Source organism: Kluyvera huaxiensis (assembly GCF_040149365.1).
GTDB classification, from domain to species: Bacteria; Pseudomonadota; Gammaproteobacteria; order Enterobacterales; family Enterobacteriaceae; genus Kluyvera; species Kluyvera intermedia_A.
The window spans coordinates 196,151-211,972 of sequence record NZ_JBEFLV010000005.1 but is presented as its reverse complement, the minus strand read 5'-3'; the positions used below and the strand labels follow the sequence as shown (position 1 = coordinate 211,972).

The following is a 15,822-nucleotide window of genomic DNA, read 5'->3' as shown; positions in this document are numbered from 1 at the left end:
TTTATGGAATTGAAACGATAATTTTGACGGATTTGTAACGTAAAAATGACAAAAAAAAGCCACTCATCGGAGTGGCTTAATGGCTGGCAGGGTTCAGCAGAGAACTATTCAGTCAGCGCCCGGCGAATCACCTCCAGCGCCTGCTGGAACTGTTTCTCTGGGATGGTGAGCGGATAGAGGAAACGGATAACGTTGCCGTAAACCCCGCAGCTCAGCAGCAGAACGCCTTCCGCCAGCGCGCGCTCCTGAACTAATTTGGTGAACTCCGGCGACGGTTCGCCGGTTTGCGGATCGATAAATTCGACCGCCACCATTGACCCTAAGCCACGCACGTCGGCAATCGCCGGGCAGGACTCACGCGCTTTATTCAGCACTTCAATCAGATGCTGACCAAGATGATTGGCCCGTGTGCACAACGCTTCTTCTTCAATGACGTCCAGCACCGCATGCGCGGCGGCCACCGCCAGCGGGTTGCCCGCATAGGTACCGCCCAAACCGCCCGGCGCCGGAGCGTCCATCACTTCCGCACGTCCGACAACGCCAGAAAGCGGGAAACCGCCGGCCAGGCTTTTGGCCATGGTGATGAGGTCAGGCTTCACGCTGTGATAATCCATGGCGAACAGCTTGCCGGTACGGGCAAACCCGGTCTGCACTTCGTCGGCAATCAGCAAAATACCGTGGGTATCGCACAGCGCACGCAGGCCCTGCATAAAGTCGGCTGGCGCGACGTTAAAACCGCCTTCGCCCTGTACCGGCTCGAGGATAATCGCCGCCACCTGATCGGGCGCGATATCGGCTTTAAAGATATGGGTCAGGCTTTTCAGCGCCATTTCGGTGGTGACACCGTGGGCGGCGTTCGGATAAATAGCGTGATAGACCGATCCCGGGAACGGGCCAAAGCCAATTTTATACGGAGCGACTTTGCCAGTCAGCGCCATGGTCATAAAGGTACGGCCATGGAAGCCGCCGCCGAAGGTGATAAGTCCAGGGCGTTTGGTATAGGCACGGGCAATCTTCACCGCGTTTTCCACCGCCTCGGCCCCGGTGCTGAAGAATGCGGTCTTGGCATTCCCGGCAATTGGCGCCGCGGCATTAATACGTTCTGCTAATGATACATAGCTTTCATAGGGTACGATTTGATAGGCGGTATGGGTGAACGCCTTGAGCTGATTCTCCACGGCGGCAATCACCTGCGGGTGGCGATGGCCGGTGTTCAGCACCGCAATTCCGGCGGCAAAATCAATATACTCGTTGCCCTCAATATCCCACAGCGTGGCGTTCTCCGCGCGCTCTGCGTAGAAACCGCACATCACGCCAACGCCGCGTGGCGTCGCCTGTAAACGCCGATGATTCAGTGACTCGTTACTCACGGTAAACCCCCTGCCGATAAAAGACGGAAAAAAACGTAGCGCATATTCAGTCTTTGCCATCGTTTGCATTAACGCCAGCGGCAAAATGGAAATAAACAGAGGAAAGCGTGATGACGGCGGGATAAAAAACAAAACCCCCGGATGGGCATCCAGGGGTTATCGGGGCAACGAGCTAACTGGCGTTATCAGGCTTCAATAGCCGCTCGCAGTTTTTTCATCGCATTCTTTTCAAGCTGACGAACACGCTCGGCGGAAACGCCGTAACGGTCGGCCAGTTCTTGCAGCGTGGACTTGTTGTCTTCGTCCAGCCAGCGGGCGCGAATGATGTCCTGACTACGTTCATCCAGACCCTGCATCGCGTCGGTCAGCTTGTTGGCTGCCTGCTCTTCCCAGTTATCATCTTCTATGCCATCGGCAAAGTTGGACGATTTATCCTGCAGATAGAGCACCGGTGCAACGGAATGGCTTTCAGAATCATCGTCAGAGGACATATCAAACGCCATGTCCTGCGCTGACATACGAGATTCCATCTCGCGCACGTCTTTGCTGGATACGCCCAGCTCACGGGCAACCATTTCCACTTCATCCTGGTTAAACCAGCCCAAACGCTGCTTGTTTTTACGCAGGTTAAAGAACAGCTTACGCTGTGCTTTGGTGGTGGCCACTTTGACGATACGCCAGTTACGCAGCACGTACTCGTGGATTTCCGCTTTGATCCAATGCACGGCAAAGGAGACCAAACGAACGCCCACTTCCGGGTTAAAACGACGCACCGCTTTCATCAGGCCAATGTTGCCTTCCTGAATCAGATCCGCCTGCGGCAGGCCATAGCCCGAGTAATTACGAGCAATATGAACAACAAAGCGCAGGTGAGACAGGATCAGCGTTTTAGCTGCTTCCAGATCGCCCTGGTAATGCAGCCGTTCAGCAAGCGCCTTTTCTTCATCAGCCGTCAACATCGGCCATGTGTTCGCAGCCCGGATATAAGATTCCAGGTTACCGACAGGGGCTAACGCTAAATTTTGCATTTCTTTGGTCATTCAAATCCTCTCAATTCACTTCATACTGACGTAGGCTTGCCGCTAGACGCAACAAACATGCCAGGCTCTATGAGCAACGAGAATATCATCCGCTCTTTTATCAGACAGTGAGTTTATCCACAAGTTCAATGCAACAGTGTGAATAAATTACGCACAAAATGTGACACGCGATAGCCGCGAGGGCAGAAAGATGGGGTTTAAAACGCATCCCCTGCGGACGTAAGTCGTCGCAGGGGGAGAGTATAACAGAACTTTTTTAATCGGGGGTAAAGTGGCGTAAATGTTGGACCGTGGCAAGCCAGGCTGCCACCCAGCCAATCATCGAGCACAGCAGGAGCAGCAGCAAGCATTCGTCAAACGACAGCCCGCTTAGCTCAAACTGAGTGCCAAACACCCGCGCCACTTCCGTCACCGCCGATGACAGCCGCATCACCAGAATTTCCGACAGAATCAGTGACAGGAATGCACCGGAGAAGCCCAGCAGCGCACCGCCGTAGAGGAACGGGCGCAGAATAAAGCCATCCGTTGCCCCAATCAGCTTCTGCACGTTAATGGTATCGCGACGGGCGAAGATGCTCAGACGCACGCTATTACCAATGACGAGGAATACCGCCGCCACCATCAGCACGCCAATCATCGCCGATACGCGGCCAACGAGTCCGGTAATGGACGCCAGACGGGAGAACCAGCTGTCATCCATACGCACTTCGTTGACGCCCTGAATCTGCGCCACGCGGTCACGCAGGGTGTTTAAGGCATCGGTGGTCTGGAAATCGATTTTCGGGACAACCACCGCCACAGCTGGCAGCGGGTTCTCTTCCAACATATCCAGCGCGCCGCCAAAGCCCGACCAGTTGCGGAACTCGCCCAGCGCTTCATCACGGGAGAGATAGTTAACCTTGTCGACGCCCTGCTCGGCCTGGAGTTGCCCAACCACTTTCGCCGCCGCATCGTCATCCAGCGTTTTTTCCAGATAGACCGTTATTTGCGGTGAAGGATAGTACTGCGAAGCCGCCGTGTTGACGTTCTTGTAAACCATGTAGCAGACGCTCGGCAGCGTCAGGGAGATAGCGATAACCATCACCGTCAGGAAAGTGGCGATAGGCTTACTTTTCAGGTCCTGCACCGCGCCCTGCCAGGCGTAACGCACCTGTTCATTGAACACGTTGGTTTTACGCGAGTTCGGTTTCGGTGCCGGTTTCCCGCGCTTTGGCGCGTTACGCCCCGTATCACCAGATGCCGTTACCGACTTGCGAAAACGATCGAGACGACCGCCGAACTGGCGAATTTGATTCATTGCTTCACGCTTATTCACCCGTCAAGCCTCCATGCAAGTGGCCGTCGCTCAGCGTCAGCATGCGGTATGAACGACGAGAAATCAGATTGATGTCGTGCGTCGCCATCAGCACCGTCACCCCCACGCGGTTGAACTCTTCGAACAGGCGCAGAATGCCTTCCGACAGCGCGTCATCGAGGTTACCGGTTGGTTCATCCGCCAGCAGAACTGCCGGTTTGTTGACCACCGCACGGGCTATCCCCACGCGCTGCTGTTCACCGCCGGATAGCTGAATCGGGAGATTTTTCGCTTTATCGAGCAGGCCAACTTTATCCAGTGCCGCAGAGACGCGGCGGCGAATATCATCATAGCTCGCCCCCGCGATAATCAGCGGGATAGCCACGTTATCAAACACGGTGCGGTCCATCAGCAGATGGTGATCCTGGAAAATCATGCCGATCTGGCGGCGCAGGAACGGCACCTCACGGTTTTGCAGGCGGCTGATATCGTGGCCGCCGAACAAAATCTTCCCGGCGCTTGGCCGCTCAATCCCACAGATAAGCTTCAGCAAAGTACTTTTACCTGCGCCGGAATGGCCGGTCAGGAATGCCATCTCGCCTGGCTGCAGGTGAAAAGTCACCCCCTGCAGCGCTTGTCTCCCGCCGAGATAGGCTTTGCTGACGTGTTCAAAGCGAATCATGATTAATCCTCTCGGGCAAAAAGTGCCTCAATAAAATCGCCCGCTTTAAACGGACGTAAGTCCTCAATACGTTCTCCGACGCCGATATAACGAATCGGAATGCCGAACTGATCTGCCACGGAGAATATCACCCCGCCTTTGGCAGTTCCGTCGAGTTTAGTCAGCGTGATGCCGGTCAGGCCCACCGCTTCATGGAACAGTTTGGCCTGGCTAATGGCATTTTGCCCGGTGCTGGCGTCAATCGTCAGCATCACTTCATGCGGTGCTTCAACATCAAGCTTCTTCATCACACGGACGATTTTCTTCAGTTCTTCCATCAGGTGCGACTTGTTCTGCAAGCGCCCTGCGGTATCGGCAATCAGCACATCAACGTTACGTGCTTTTGCCGCCTGAATCGCATCGAAAATCACCGAAGCGGAATCTGCGCCGGTGTGCTGTGCAATGACCGGAATATTGTTGCGCTCGCCCCACACCTGCAGCTGCTCAACCGCCGCCGCGCGGAAGGTATCGCCTGCCGCCAGCATCACCGTTTTACCCTGCTGCTCGAACTGACGCGCCAGCTTGCCGATGGTGGTGGTTTTACCCACGCCGTTGACGCCGACCATCAGGATAACGAATGGCGTTTTGCCTTCAATATTAAGCGGTTCATCCACTTTTGCGAGAATTTCACCCATTTCATCTTTCAGCAGGCCGTACAGCGCTTCCGCATCTTTAAGCTGCTTACGGCTGGCCGTTTCGGTCAGGCTGGCGATGATTTTACGGGTTGTTTCCACGCCGACGTCGGCAATCAGCAGCTGCTCTTCCAGCTCTTCAAACAGATCATCGTCGATTTTCTTGCCGCGGAACAGACTGATAAATCCGGAACCGAGGTTTTCTTTGGTTTTTAACAGGCTGCGTTTCAGGCGCGCGAAGAAACCTTCTTTGGTCGGTTTTTCCTGTTCCAGCTGCGCGGCGGGTGCTTCACTCACCGCCTCTTCTTCAACATCTTCAACCGCCGTCTCATCCTGCGGCTCGGCGGCCAGCGCCAGCGCTTCCAGCTCTTCGTCGGTCAGCTCAGTCTCTTCAGCGTCGGCTTCTTCGGTTGCGACGGTTTCAGCAACGGCTTCAACTTCAGGCGCAATCACGTCAGCGACCGGCAGATCTTCAACGCGTACCGCCGCCGTTTCTTCGACAACCGGCGTTTCTTCCGGGGCCGCTGGCGCGTTGTCTTCAACGACCGGCAGCTCTTCAACCAATACCGGGGCAATCTCTTCGACAACCGGTGCCTCTTCTACCGCGGCAGGTGCGTTTTCTTCCGCCACCGGTAAATCTTCTACCCGTACCGGCTCTTCGACGCTCGGCGTTTCGGCCATGACGGTTGGCGCGTTGTCCTCAACCACCGGCAGCTCTTCCACCCGCACCGGTGCGGCCTCTTCGGCGACCAGAGTCTCTTCAACGGCAGGTACAACTTCGTCAGCAACTTCGTGCGATTTTTCGCTTTCCGCAACCTGTTCAGTGACGTCAACCACATCAGCGGCGAAAACTTCACTTTCTTCAACCGGATGCGCTACGGCAGTCTCTTCGGCCACTACATCTTCAACAGCGGGCGTTTCAACAACCGTTTCAGGCTCGACGACCGACGATTCTACCGCCGGCTGTTCTTCAATTTTGTCTTCTGATTCAACAACCTGATCCTGTTCTTTTTGACCAAAGCCCAGCCAGGAAAAAAAACCGCGTTTTTTCTCTTTTGCCATTTGCAACCACACTCCCCGCAGATAATTGATGGCACCACTTCGCCACAATCGACGCGAAGGCTGAAATAATGATGAAATTAGTCGCTTAGTCTACCACTTAACTTCCCTGGCTTCACCGCTTTCACCCGGCAGAGCAGATCGCTAGAATAGCAGGCTGAAAGAGCGATCAGAGCGAGCAAATGAAAAAACCAACCTCCGGCGGCAGTGGCCAGATCCGCATTATTGGCGGACAGTGGCGCGGCCGTAAACTTCCTGTCCCCGACAGCCCAGGTCTCAGACCCACCACCGACCGCGTGCGTGAAACCCTTTTTAACTGGCTGGCACCGTCGATGGTAGACGCCCGCTGCCTGGACTGTTTCGCCGGAAGCGGCGCGCTGGGGCTGGAAGCACTCTCCCGCTACGCCGCCAGCACCACGCTGCTGGAGATGGAGCGTCATGTGGCTCAGCAGCTGCAAAAAAATCTCGCCACGCTAAAAGCCGAACACGGCAAAGTGGTGAACACCAACACCCTGACCTACCTTAACCAGAGCGGCACGCCGCATGATGTAGTGTTTGTCGATCCACCGTTCCGTAAAGGGCTGCTGGAAGAGACGCTAAATCTGCTGGAAGTGAACGGCTGGCTGGCAGATGGCGCGCTTATTTACGTCGAAAGCGAAGTAGAAAACGGCCTGCCGCCTGTGCCTGCCAGCTGGAGTCTGCATCGGGAAAAAATCGCCGGTCAGGTCGCTTATCGCCTCTATCATCGTGAAGTGCAGGGAGAAAAGGATGCTGATTAATCTGGGTCGCTTGTTGATGCTGTGCGTGTGGGCATTTTTGGTACTGAATGTCATCCAGCCGTTCCCGCGTCCGCTGAATATTTTCGTCAACGTCGCACTGATTTTTATGGTGTTGATGCACGGTATGCAGATGGCGTTGTTGCAATCTACTATGCCAAAAGATGGGCCACAGATGACGTTCGGCGAGAAAGTTCGCATCTTCCTCTTCGGCGTGTTTGAACTGCTGGTGTGGCAAAAGAAAACGGCTGCCAGCCTGAAAAAGAAGAAATAAGATCTTCGGCCTGGTGATGTACCAGGCCACCGTTAACTACTCAGCCTTAAAATCGACAAAGCGCGAGCCTTTGTAACTTAACGTTCCTTTGTCACCCACGGTCAACTGGTGATACTGCGCGGCTTCCACGCGGAAACTCACCTCCAGCCCACCCTGCTCAGGCTTAAAGCTTACGTCATAGCGCATCTCGCTGCCCGCGGGAGCGACCGTCTGCTGACGCGAACGGCGGTCATTCAGCACCTTTTCACGTTTATTGCTCACCACCACTCGTTTTTGCATTAGCGGCGCGGCGTCGTTATCCATTTTTTCCCGGCGCTGCTGAACGTAGCGAAACGAAGCGGCAATAACGATAATCGCCACCACAACGACGAAAAACAAAGGCATTTTGCTCATTTCAGGTTCTCATAAGAATTTACGCAAATCAGAGTAAACGGCGAAGTCAGTCATTGTCATCTGGCCGCCACCACTACTACACTGGACATTCAGGACTGGCAACACCGTACCTATTAAGATAACAGATACAGGGACTTAATATGCTTTGGTCGTTTATCGCAGTATTCTTTTCCGGGTGGCTCTACGTTGACGCCGCCTACCGTGGCCCAACCTGGCAGCGCTGGGCATTCAAACCTATCACCCTAATTTTACTGCTGTTTCTCGCCTGGCAGGCGCCGATGTTTAACGCCATCAGCTATCTGGTGCTGGCGGGTCTGTGCGCCGCGCTGGTCGGTGATGCGCTAACGCTGCTGCCGCGACAGCGCATGCTCTACGCGGTGGGGGCCTTTTTACTTTCACACCTGCTCTATACCATCTGGTTTGCCGGTCAGCTGACCTTCACCTTCTTCTGGCCGCTGCCGGTAATATTACTGGTGATTGGCGCGCTGCTGCTAGTCACAATCTGGACAAGGTTGGAAGAGATGCGTCTGCCGGTGCTGGCATTTGTTGGCATGACGCTGGTGATGGTCTGGGTGGCGGGCGAACTGTGGTTCCTGCGCCCAACCGATACCGCGATGTCCGGATTCTTCGGTGCCGCGCTATTACTGCTCGGCAATATTGTCTGGCTGGTGAGTCAGTACCGTTGTCGCTTCCGCGCGGATACTGCCATTTACGCCGCCTGCTACTTTGCCGGACACTTCTTTATCGTTCGCGCACTTTATTTGTAATTTCTCGCTTGACTCTGGAGTCGACTCCAGAGTGTATGCTGCGCTTAATGAAACAACGATCATTAACCGGAGGATACGATGTCGACTCCAGAGACGCATGACAAAAAAGCCCCGCAGTTCTCCTCATTCAAGCTGGCTCCTGCCCCGCAGGCGCAGGACGATTGCTGCTGCGATAGCCAATGCTCCACCGTGGAAACACCGGTAGAAAGCGCACTGGAAGCACGCTACAGCTGGGTGGTTAACGGGATGGACTGCGCCGCCTGCGCCCGCAAAGTGGAAACCGCCGCGCGCCAGGTCCCCGGGGTGAAACAGGCCAAAGTGCTGTTCGCCACGGAAAAACTGCTGGTCGATGCCGATGAAGACGTCCGCGCACAGATTGAAAAAGCGGTCAGCGCCGCGGGCTATACGCTGCGCGGCGAGGATGCCTCCGCACCGGAAGCTGAAGTCTCCCGCCTGAAGGAAAACCTGCCGCTGATAGCGCTTATCGTGTTGATGGCCATCAGTTGGGGGCTGGAACAGTTCAACCATCCGCTCGGCAATCTGGCCTTTATCGCCACCACCCTAGTCGGGCTGTTCCCTATTGCTCGCCAGTCGCTGCGCCTGATTAAGAGCGGCAGCTGGTTTGCCATCGAAACGCTGATGAGCGTGGCGGCCATCGGTGCGCTATTTATCGGCGCGACGGCGGAAGCGGCGATGGTACTGCTGCTGTTTTTAATCGGCGAGCGACTCGAAGGCTGGGCCGCCAACCGCGCGCGTCAGGGCGTGAGCGCGCTGATGGCGCTGAAGCCCGATACCGCCGTGCGGGTGCGTGACGGCCAGCGGGAAACCGTGGCCCAAAAGGATTTACAGCCCGGCGATGTGATTGAAGTCGCCGCCGGGGGGCGTCTGCCTGCCGACGGCAAGCTGATGACTCCGTTCGCCAGCTTTGACGAAAGCGCCTTAACCGGCGAGTCGATTCCGGTTGAACGCAACGCCGGCGAAAGCGTTCCAGCAGGTGCCACCAGCGCCGACCGTCTGGTGCAGCTCAGCGTGATATCTAAACCCGGCGACAGCGCCATCGACCGCATCCTGCGCCTGATTGAAGAAGCGGAAGAACGCCGCGCGCCAATCGAACGCTTTATCGACCGTTTCAGCCGCATTTACACGCCGGTGATTATGGCGATTGCACTGCTGGTCGCGCTGGTACCGCCACTGCTGTTTTCCGCCTCATGGGAAGAGTGGATTTATAAAGGGCTGACTCTGCTGCTGATTGGCTGCCCGTGTGCACTGGTGATTTCAACACCGGCGGCGATTACCTCGGGTCTGGCGACCGCCGCGCGTCATGGTGCGCTGATTAAAGGCGGCGCGGCGCTGGAACAGTTAGGCCGCATCACCCAGATGGCCTTTGATAAAACCGGCACCCTGACGCTGGGCAAACCGCAGGTGACAGCGGTAATCCCAACGGCTGAAATCAATGAAGAGACGCTGCTGGCAATGGCGGCGGCGGTAGAACAGGGCTCAACTCACCCGCTGGCGCAAGCGGTGGTGCGTGAAGCACAGCAGCGCAATCTGACCATTCCACAGGCTCAGGCACAGCGCGCGCTGGTCGGTTCGGGGATTGAGGCGGAAGTTGACGGTCAGCGTATCGTTATCTGCGCAGCGGGCAAGTTCCCCGCCGCTACGCAGCAGGCGCAGATTGAACAATTAGAAAACCAGGGTAACACGGTGGTGCTGGTGACTCGCGACAACACGCTACTGGGAATTCTGGCACTGCGCGATACCGTGCGCCAGGAAGCCCGTCAGGCGGTCGATGGCCTGCGCGAGCTAGGGATTCAGGGGATTATCCTGACCGGCGATAACCCGCGGGCAGCGGCAGCGATTGCCGATGAACTTGGTATGGCCTACCGCGCCAACCTGCTGCCAGCCGATAAGGTGACAGAAGTCACCGCTCTCAACGCCCAGGGGCCGCTGGCGATGGTCGGTGACGGTATTAACGACGCCCCGGCAATGAAAGCGGCGGCGATGGGGATTGCGATGGGCAGCGGTACCGATGTGGCGCTGGAAACCGCCGATGCGGCGCTGACCCACAACCGTTTAACCGGGCTGGTACAGATGATTCGTCTGGCACGCGCCACCCATGCCAACGTGCGGCAGAACATCACCATCGCGCTGGGGTTGAAAGGGATTTTCCTCATCACGACCTTGCTGGGGATGACCGGGCTGTGGCTGGCCGTGCTGGCCGACACCGGCGCAACGGTGCTGGTGACGCTCAACGCGCTGCGCCTGCTGCGTGGGAAATTTAGCGCTTAACGTTGGCCACATCCGATGGCGCTGCGCTAATCAGACCTACAATCGTACATGATTTGTAGGTCGGGTAAGCGCAGCGCCACCCGACAAAAATACTGGCGCGATATCAATATCATCCAGGCTGATTTATCGCCTCAAGCACCACCAACTGGTCACTGACGAATTTCTTCGCCGCCGGAGAACTTGCTGCCGCCAGCTCCGCCTGCAACGCCGCCTGTTTCTGCTTTTTCGCCTGTGGGTCGCTAAACAACAGCGCTTTCACATTGAATGACGCCACGTTGCTGTAGCGCCCATCTTCGCTGGTCGGAACGCTAATTTTGCCCTCATTCAGCAGCGTTTCGACGATTTTACGTTCACGGTCATAACCTTGCAGGCCAACCAGCTGCCAGCGCTGCTCCGCCACACCTTGATACTGACCCTTTTTCACTTCAGTCAGATAACGAATAGTCAGATTGCGAATCGTACCGGCCTCTTCACCGTATTCCGCTTTGCTGTCAGAGAGCACCGGGAACTGCATGCCTTCCAGCGCGCCGCCTTTTTGCGTCAGGTGGCCCATCCGGTAGCTGTTCATTCCGAGGCGAATTGGCGTACTGTCCGTCACTGGCGTCCCATCGACCATTTTCAGATCGCGAATACGCTGCCCCGCAGGCTGGCGCAGATCGATTTTGTAAGTCACACCGTCGAAGAAATCGTTGGTGGAATATTTGGAGGCCCGGCGCTGCGGGTTAAAGCTGTAGGTCACGTCACCGTCATGCAGCTGATTGAAGTAGCCAGCAGACCACTCCATGTATTTCTTCAGCTCTTTCCCCGTCAGCTGATAAACGGTGATTTCACCGCCCGCATACTGATAGTTAAAGGCGATATCTTTCGCCGTAATGGTGCCGACGTTTAATTTCGGACGGTCGTTATCAATCTGCAGCGCAATCACCTGCGCCTTTGGCGCGTAATGACGACTGGCTTCCTGATACAGCTTGCTGATACCGGTATCCTGAATATGCACCTGCGGAATGCCCTTCACCGCATCCGGTGGCACCAGATCCTGGCCGCTCAACTGAGCAATCGGGCGATTGGCATTGGCGCGCAGAATCTTGTGATACGGCTGATATACCTCTTCCAGCTTCTTATCAGAAGCCATGCCCTTAATCGCGTAGGTGTAGCTGTCTTTATTGATCAACACATACTTACCATTGTGCTGCTCAAACTGCAGGTCGATACGCGACAGCGCGCGGCCATATTTGTCCGGCTCGGTGACGATTACGCCGTTAATAACCTCTTTATCGACCTTCACATGCATATGTCCGGCAACGATAGCCGCCAGCTCTGGGTTAGCGCGCGCGATATCCCCTACGCCGGTACCCGGGCGCTGGTTCTCATTATCGATACCCATATGCGCTACCAGCACAATGGCGTCCACCTGCCCCTGAAGTTGCTCAATGGTCTTTTTCACCGCATCCACCGGATCGGTAAAGTTCAGACCTTTCACGCGGTCGGTGCCTTTGGCAAACTCAGCGGTCATCGGCGTATCCATCCCGATAATGCCGATCTTCACGCCCTGACGTTCAATGATTTTAGACGCCGGGAGATAGGGTTTTCCGCTGTCCCACAGAATATTGCCGGCCAGCGCAGTGCCCTTAAACTGGTTTAGCGAGGTCGACAGCGATTTCAGACCGAAGTCGAATTCGTGGTTGCCCATCACCCAGACGTCATAGTCCAGCGCGTTAAATCCGAGGATCATCGGGCTGGTTTTGTCGTTCTTAAAGGTTTCGACAAAGTTGCCCTGAATGGTATCACCCGCATCCACCAGAATGACGTTAGGTTGTTCACTGCGGACTTTTCGCACCTGGGTGGCAATCTGGCTCAGGCTGCCTGCCAGATTTTCGGTATCCGTCGAATAGTCCCACGGCACAAAAGTGCCATGGAGATCGGAAGTGCCGAGGATCGTGATATTGACGGGGTCAGCCATCGCTGCAGAGGTACCTAAGCAAAGTAAAAGCGCAAGAGTCGATTTTTTCATTTTTATTTGATGTGCCGGAAGGGAAACGAGGGGAAATTATGCGATTCACATCAATAAATTGGCTAGCGGCTTTACAGGATAGACATTGAAACTGAGAGGCAGCTCAAGATTAGCCCTACGAACCCTCCTTCAGGGGGAAGCAGAGAGTGGCTGCGCCTACCAAACAAATAAAATCAATACGTTATGATAAGCATGCTCATTAATTGAGGCGCAGCCGTCATCCGGCATTAGTGACTTTTACGCAACAGGTATTGATACGGCAGCGATTCGGTCTGCTCGGCAATCAACTCATGTTCCATAAAACGGCAAAAACCGGGGATATCGCGCGTAGTCGCGGGGTCGTCGGCAATAATCAGCAGCGTTTCGCCCACCGGCATCGTACGCACGGTTTTGCGCACCATCATTACCGGCTCCGGGCAACGGAGTCCCTGCGCGTCTAAAGTGTGGTCGGGGCTGGAGAACAAATCGGTCATTATCATCTCATCATTTAAAAAAACGGCATTAGTTTACGCCGACCCTCTCGCAACGCAACAAGGTTAACGATTGCGTGAAAAACAACCATTGCAATGCAATGGGAAAGCAGTATCATTCCGCCCCTGCAATTGGTTTGCAGATTATTGGGTTCCCTCACCCCAACCACTAAAAAGGTACAATATGACTCCCTTTACCTCCACGCAGCGCCGTCATGCGCTGGTTTGGCTATCGTTATTTCACCTGTTGGTGATCACCTCCAGTAACTATCTGGTGCAGCTGCCGGTGTCCGTTTTCGGATTCCACACCACCTGGGGTGCGTTTAGCTTTCCGTTTATTTTCCTGGCAACCGACCTCACCGTGCGGATCTTTGGCGCACCGCTGGCTCGTCGCATCGTCTTCGCGGTGATGATCCCGGCGCTGATGATTTCCTACGTCATATCCTCTCTGTTTTACATGGGAGAATGGCAGGGCTTCGCTGCGCTGGCGCACTTCAACCTGTTTGTCGCCCGTATCGCCGCCGCAAGCTTTATGGCCTACGCCTTAGGGCAGATTCTCGACGTCCACGTCTTTAACCGTCTGCGTCAAAGCAAACACTGGTGGCTGGCGCCTACGGCTTCCACGATGTTCGGTAATATCAGCGATACGCTGGCGTTCTTCTTCATCGCCTTCTGGCGCAGCACCGATCCCTTTATGGCGGCCCATTGGGTGGAAATCGCCCTCGTGGACTACACCTTTAAAGTGCTGATCAGCATTGTTTTCTTCCTGCCGATGTATGGCGTATTGTTGAATATGCTGATGAAAAGGCTGGCAGATAAATCCGATTTATCCGCAGCACAGCCCGGCTAAGAGTTCATGACATTGGTTGTGATAAGATAGCGGAATGAGCCGTTAGTGGCTGTTTATCGAAAGGAAGAAGTCAATGCGCAAATTGGTGAAATATGTTGGTATTGGCCTGCTGGTTGTGGGTCTTGCTGCCTGTGACAACAGCGATACCAGCACCCCTGCACAGGGTTCGGCTGCCGCAAGTGACGCCGCCGGTCAGGCTATCAGCCTGTTAGACGGTAAACTCAGCTTCACGCTACCGGCCGGGATGACCGACCAGAGCGGTAAGCTCGGCACCCAAAGCAACAACATGCACGTTTATTCTGATGCCACCGGCCAGAAAGCGATCATCGTTATCGTCGGCGACGGCACCAATGAAGATCTGGCCGTGCTGACCAATCGTCTGGAAGAACAACAGCGCAGTCGTGATCCACAGCTGCAGGTTGTCACCAACAAATCTATCGACGTGAAGGGCCATACCCTGCAACAGCTCGATAGCATCATTTCTGCCAAAGGGCAGACCGCTTACTCTTCCGTGGTGCTGGGTAAAGTTGACAATAAACTGCTGACCCTGCAGGTTACGCTGCCAGCGGATAACCAGCAGCAGGCGCAGGCCGATGCGGAAAAAATCATTAATACCCTGGTCATCAACTAAGTTTGCCTGATGACCCAACGGCCTCTCGCGTGATTACGCCTGAGGCCGTTTTTTTAGCTGCCATCCCAGCAGCAGAGCCAACGTGACCAGCCCTGCCGCCGCAATATAGATAGTCGACACGCCCATCCACGCCATCATCAGCCCAGCCAGCGGCCCGGTTATCCCCAACGACAGATCCATAAACACGGTATAAGTTGCCAGCGCCGCGCCCTGATTTTGCTGCGGCACCGCTTTGACGGCAACGACGCCCAACGCCGGAAAGACCAGCGAAAAGCCCGCGCCCGCCAGGAAGGTGCCCACTTTTGCCATCAGCGGCGTCGCCGCGACACCCACCAGCAGCAGGCCCAGAACCTCAACGGCAAAACAGATCATCGCCACGTTCAAACCACCCAGACGATTGATACCGTTGGGGAACAGCAGCCGCGTACCGACGAAGGCACAGCTAAACAGCGTGAGCGCGAAAGCAGCGCCATCCCACCCTTTAGCGTCGTAGAACAACGTGATAAAGGTGGCGATCACGCCAAACCCGGCCGATGCCAGGGCCTGCGCCATACCATAGGGCCAGACGCGGCCCAATACGGCGCGAAACGACATCGGTTTGCCTTTGGCGGCTTTCACCTCCGCACGTGGGAGAGCCGCCAGAATAGCCACCGCGGCCACCGCCATGATCGCCAGCGCCAGCCCTTGCAGACCGATATAGCGATAGCAAAGTACGCCCAGCGGCGCGCCCATCGCCATCGCACCGTAGGTGACGATACCGTTCCAGGAAATAACCCTGCCAATATGGGGAGCACCGACCACGCCAACGCCCCACAGGGTGGAGCCGGTTCCCGCAAAACTTTGGCCAATACCGAGGATCACGCGGCCAATGCACAGCAGCACAAGGCTCACCAGCGGCCAGCCGCTACCCAGTGACGCCAGCAGATAACCAACCCCGCTGAGGAAGCAGCCGCATAAGCCAAAGACGACGATTTTTTTCGGCCCGAGCTGGTCGGCGTAGCGTCCAGCGTGAGGGCGACTGAGCAGCGTGGCGAAATACTGTAGGCTAATCACCAGCCCCGCCCAAAAGGCGCTAAAGCCCATGACATCATGGACATAGCCTGGCAGCACCGCTAGCGGCAGGCCAATCGTGAGGTAGCTGGCGAAGTTAAAGATAACGACGGAGACAATACGCAAATTGAGGCGCAGACCGCTAAGCTGCACCTCTGCGTCGGCCGCTGGCATAGATAATCCCTTAAAGCGCGA

At 55.7% G+C, this 15,822-nt stretch carries 15 protein-coding genes; 6 read left to right on the top strand and 9 right to left on the bottom strand.

Translation table 11 applies throughout. The features are described 5' to 3' along the window. Positions 1–104: 104 nt before the first annotated feature. From ABOC97_RS07760 to ftsY, 5 genes are all read right to left on the bottom strand, one after another. Positions 105–1,370 carry a 4-aminobutyrate--2-oxoglutarate transaminase gene (locus ABOC97_RS07760; protein ID WP_349595979.1) on the bottom strand — a complete coding sequence of 422 codons (1,266 nt, stop codon included), beginning with the start codon at positions 1,368–1,370 and terminating at the stop codon, positions 105–107. A gap of 185 nt (positions 1,371–1,555) precedes the next feature. Further along, positions 1,556–2,410 (bottom strand): RNA polymerase sigma factor RpoH, encoded by an 855-nt coding sequence (gene rpoH / locus ABOC97_RS07755; RefSeq protein ID WP_234504383.1) that lies wholly within the window; start codon positions 2,408–2,410, stop codon positions 1,556–1,558. 256 nt (positions 2,411–2,666) lie between these two features. Beyond that, on the bottom strand, positions 2,667–3,725 hold the full coding sequence (gene ftsX / locus ABOC97_RS07750; RefSeq protein WP_349595976.1) for a permease-like cell division protein FtsX: 1,059 nt from the start codon (positions 3,723–3,725) through the stop codon (positions 2,667–2,669). Further along, the gene (gene ftsE / locus ABOC97_RS07745; RefSeq protein ID WP_234504385.1) at positions 3,718–4,386 is read right to left on the bottom strand and encodes a cell division ATP-binding protein FtsE; all 669 of its coding nucleotides are present in this window, start codon (positions 4,384–4,386) and stop codon (positions 3,718–3,720) included. The genes ftsX and ftsE overlap by 8 nt, the downstream gene beginning before the upstream one ends. Positions 4,387–4,388: 2 nt before the next feature. Beyond that, entirely contained in the window at positions 4,389–6,119 is a 1,731-nt protein-coding gene (ftsY, locus tag ABOC97_RS07740) for a signal recognition particle-docking protein FtsY (protein ID WP_349595972.1), read from the bottom strand. Positions 6,120–6,298: 179 nt separating this feature from the next. Here ftsY and rsmD point away from each other — a divergent pair, with 179 nt between their 5' ends. Continuing rightward, a complete protein-coding gene (rsmD, locus tag ABOC97_RS07735; RefSeq protein ID WP_349595970.1) occupies positions 6,299–6,895 on the top strand; it encodes a 16S rRNA (guanine(966)-N(2))-methyltransferase in 597 nt (198 codons plus the stop codon). Further along, complete coding sequence (locus tag ABOC97_RS07730; protein WP_061282599.1) at positions 6,885–7,166, top strand: DUF1145 family protein; 282 nt, start codon at positions 6,885–6,887, stop codon at positions 7,164–7,166. The genes rsmD and ABOC97_RS07730 overlap by 11 nt, the downstream gene beginning before the upstream one ends. A 36-nt stretch (positions 7,167–7,202) precedes the next feature. Here ABOC97_RS07730 and ABOC97_RS07725 read toward each other — a convergent pair whose 3' ends face one another. Next, entirely contained in the window at positions 7,203–7,559 is a 357-nt protein-coding gene (locus ABOC97_RS07725; protein ID WP_349595966.1) for a DUF2500 domain-containing protein, read from the bottom strand. A gap of 140 nt (positions 7,560–7,699) precedes the next feature. Between ABOC97_RS07725 and ABOC97_RS07720 the strand changes: the two genes are divergently transcribed. Together ABOC97_RS07720 and zntA are read left to right on the top strand one after the other, a co-directional pair. Further along, positions 7,700–8,326, top strand: a complete 627-nt coding sequence (locus ABOC97_RS07720) for a lysoplasmalogenase (protein ID WP_349595963.1) — start codon at positions 7,700–7,702, stop codon at positions 8,324–8,326. A 78-nt stretch (positions 8,327–8,404) separates the two neighbouring features. Next, positions 8,405–10,615, top strand: a complete 2,211-nt coding sequence (gene zntA, locus ABOC97_RS07715) for a Zn(II)/Cd(II)/Pb(II) translocating P-type ATPase ZntA (protein ID WP_349595961.1) — start codon at positions 8,405–8,407, stop codon at positions 10,613–10,615. A 109-nt stretch (positions 10,616–10,724) separates the two neighbouring features. Here zntA and ABOC97_RS07710 read toward each other — a convergent pair whose 3' ends face one another. Further along, entirely contained in the window at positions 10,725–12,626 is a 1,902-nt protein-coding gene (locus tag ABOC97_RS07710; RefSeq protein WP_349595958.1) for a bifunctional metallophosphatase/5'-nucleotidase, read from the bottom strand. Positions 12,627–12,853: 227 nt separating this feature from the next. Beyond that, positions 12,854–13,099 carry a sulfurtransferase TusA gene (gene tusA / locus ABOC97_RS07705; protein WP_061282604.1) on the bottom strand — a complete coding sequence of 82 codons (246 nt, stop codon included), beginning with the start codon at positions 13,097–13,099 and terminating at the stop codon, positions 12,854–12,856. 181 nt (positions 13,100–13,280) lie between these two features. Here tusA and ABOC97_RS07700 point away from each other — a divergent pair, with 181 nt between their 5' ends. After that, on the top strand, positions 13,281–13,946 hold the full coding sequence (locus ABOC97_RS07700; protein ID WP_349595954.1) for a 7-cyano-7-deazaguanine/7-aminomethyl-7-deazaguanine transporter: 666 nt from the start codon (positions 13,281–13,283) through the stop codon (positions 13,944–13,946). A 73-nt stretch (positions 13,947–14,019) separates the two neighbouring features. Continuing rightward, positions 14,020–14,577 carry a DcrB family lipoprotein gene (locus ABOC97_RS07695; RefSeq protein ID WP_349595951.1) on the top strand — a complete coding sequence of 186 codons (558 nt, stop codon included), beginning with the start codon at positions 14,020–14,022 and terminating at the stop codon, positions 14,575–14,577. A 33-nt stretch (positions 14,578–14,610) separates the two neighbouring features. On the opposite strand, the gene ABOC97_RS07690 is transcribed toward ABOC97_RS07695, so the two are convergent. Then, a complete protein-coding gene (locus ABOC97_RS07690) occupies positions 14,611–15,801 on the bottom strand; it encodes an MFS transporter (protein ID WP_349595948.1) in 1,191 nt (396 codons plus the stop codon). Positions 15,802–15,822: the final 21 nt, after the last annotated feature.

What these genes read in the sequence shown, in the direction of transcription:
- ftsE (WP_234504385.1), bottom strand. Translation starts at nt 4,386, where the DNA reads ATGATTCGCTTTGAACACGTCAGCAAAGCCTATCTCGGCGGGAGACAA.
- rpoH (WP_234504383.1), bottom strand. Translation starts at nt 2,410, where the DNA reads ATGACCAAAGAAATGCAAAATTTAGCGTTAGCCCCTGTCGGTAACCTG.
- zntA (WP_349595961.1), top strand. Translation starts at nt 8,405, where the DNA reads ATGTCGACTCCAGAGACGCATGACAAAAAAGCCCCGCAGTTCTCCTCA.
- tusA (WP_061282604.1), bottom strand. Translation starts at nt 13,099, where the DNA reads ATGACCGATTTGTTCTCCAGCCCCGACCACACTTTAGACGCGCAGGGA.
- ABOC97_RS07700 (WP_349595954.1), top strand. Translation starts at nt 13,281, where the DNA reads ATGACTCCCTTTACCTCCACGCAGCGCCGTCATGCGCTGGTTTGGCTA.
- ABOC97_RS07725 (WP_349595966.1), bottom strand. Translation starts at nt 7,559, where the DNA reads ATGAGCAAAATGCCTTTGTTTTTCGTCGTTGTGGTGGCGATTATCGTT.
- ABOC97_RS07730 (WP_061282599.1), top strand. Translation starts at nt 6,885, where the DNA reads ATGCTGATTAATCTGGGTCGCTTGTTGATGCTGTGCGTGTGGGCATTT.
- rsmD (WP_349595970.1), top strand. Translation starts at nt 6,299, where the DNA reads ATGAAAAAACCAACCTCCGGCGGCAGTGGCCAGATCCGCATTATTGGC.
- ftsY (WP_349595972.1), bottom strand. Translation starts at nt 6,119, where the DNA reads ATGGCAAAAGAGAAAAAACGCGGTTTTTTTTCCTGGCTGGGCTTTGGT.
- ABOC97_RS07695 (WP_349595951.1), top strand. Translation starts at nt 14,020, where the DNA reads ATGCGCAAATTGGTGAAATATGTTGGTATTGGCCTGCTGGTTGTGGGT.
- ABOC97_RS07710 (WP_349595958.1), bottom strand. Translation starts at nt 12,626, where the DNA reads ATGAAAAAATCGACTCTTGCGCTTTTACTTTGCTTAGGTACCTCTGCA.
- ABOC97_RS07690 (WP_349595948.1), bottom strand. Translation starts at nt 15,801, where the DNA reads ATGCCAGCGGCCGACGCAGAGGTGCAGCTTAGCGGTCTGCGCCTCAAT.
- ABOC97_RS07720 (WP_349595963.1), top strand. Translation starts at nt 7,700, where the DNA reads ATGCTTTGGTCGTTTATCGCAGTATTCTTTTCCGGGTGGCTCTACGTT.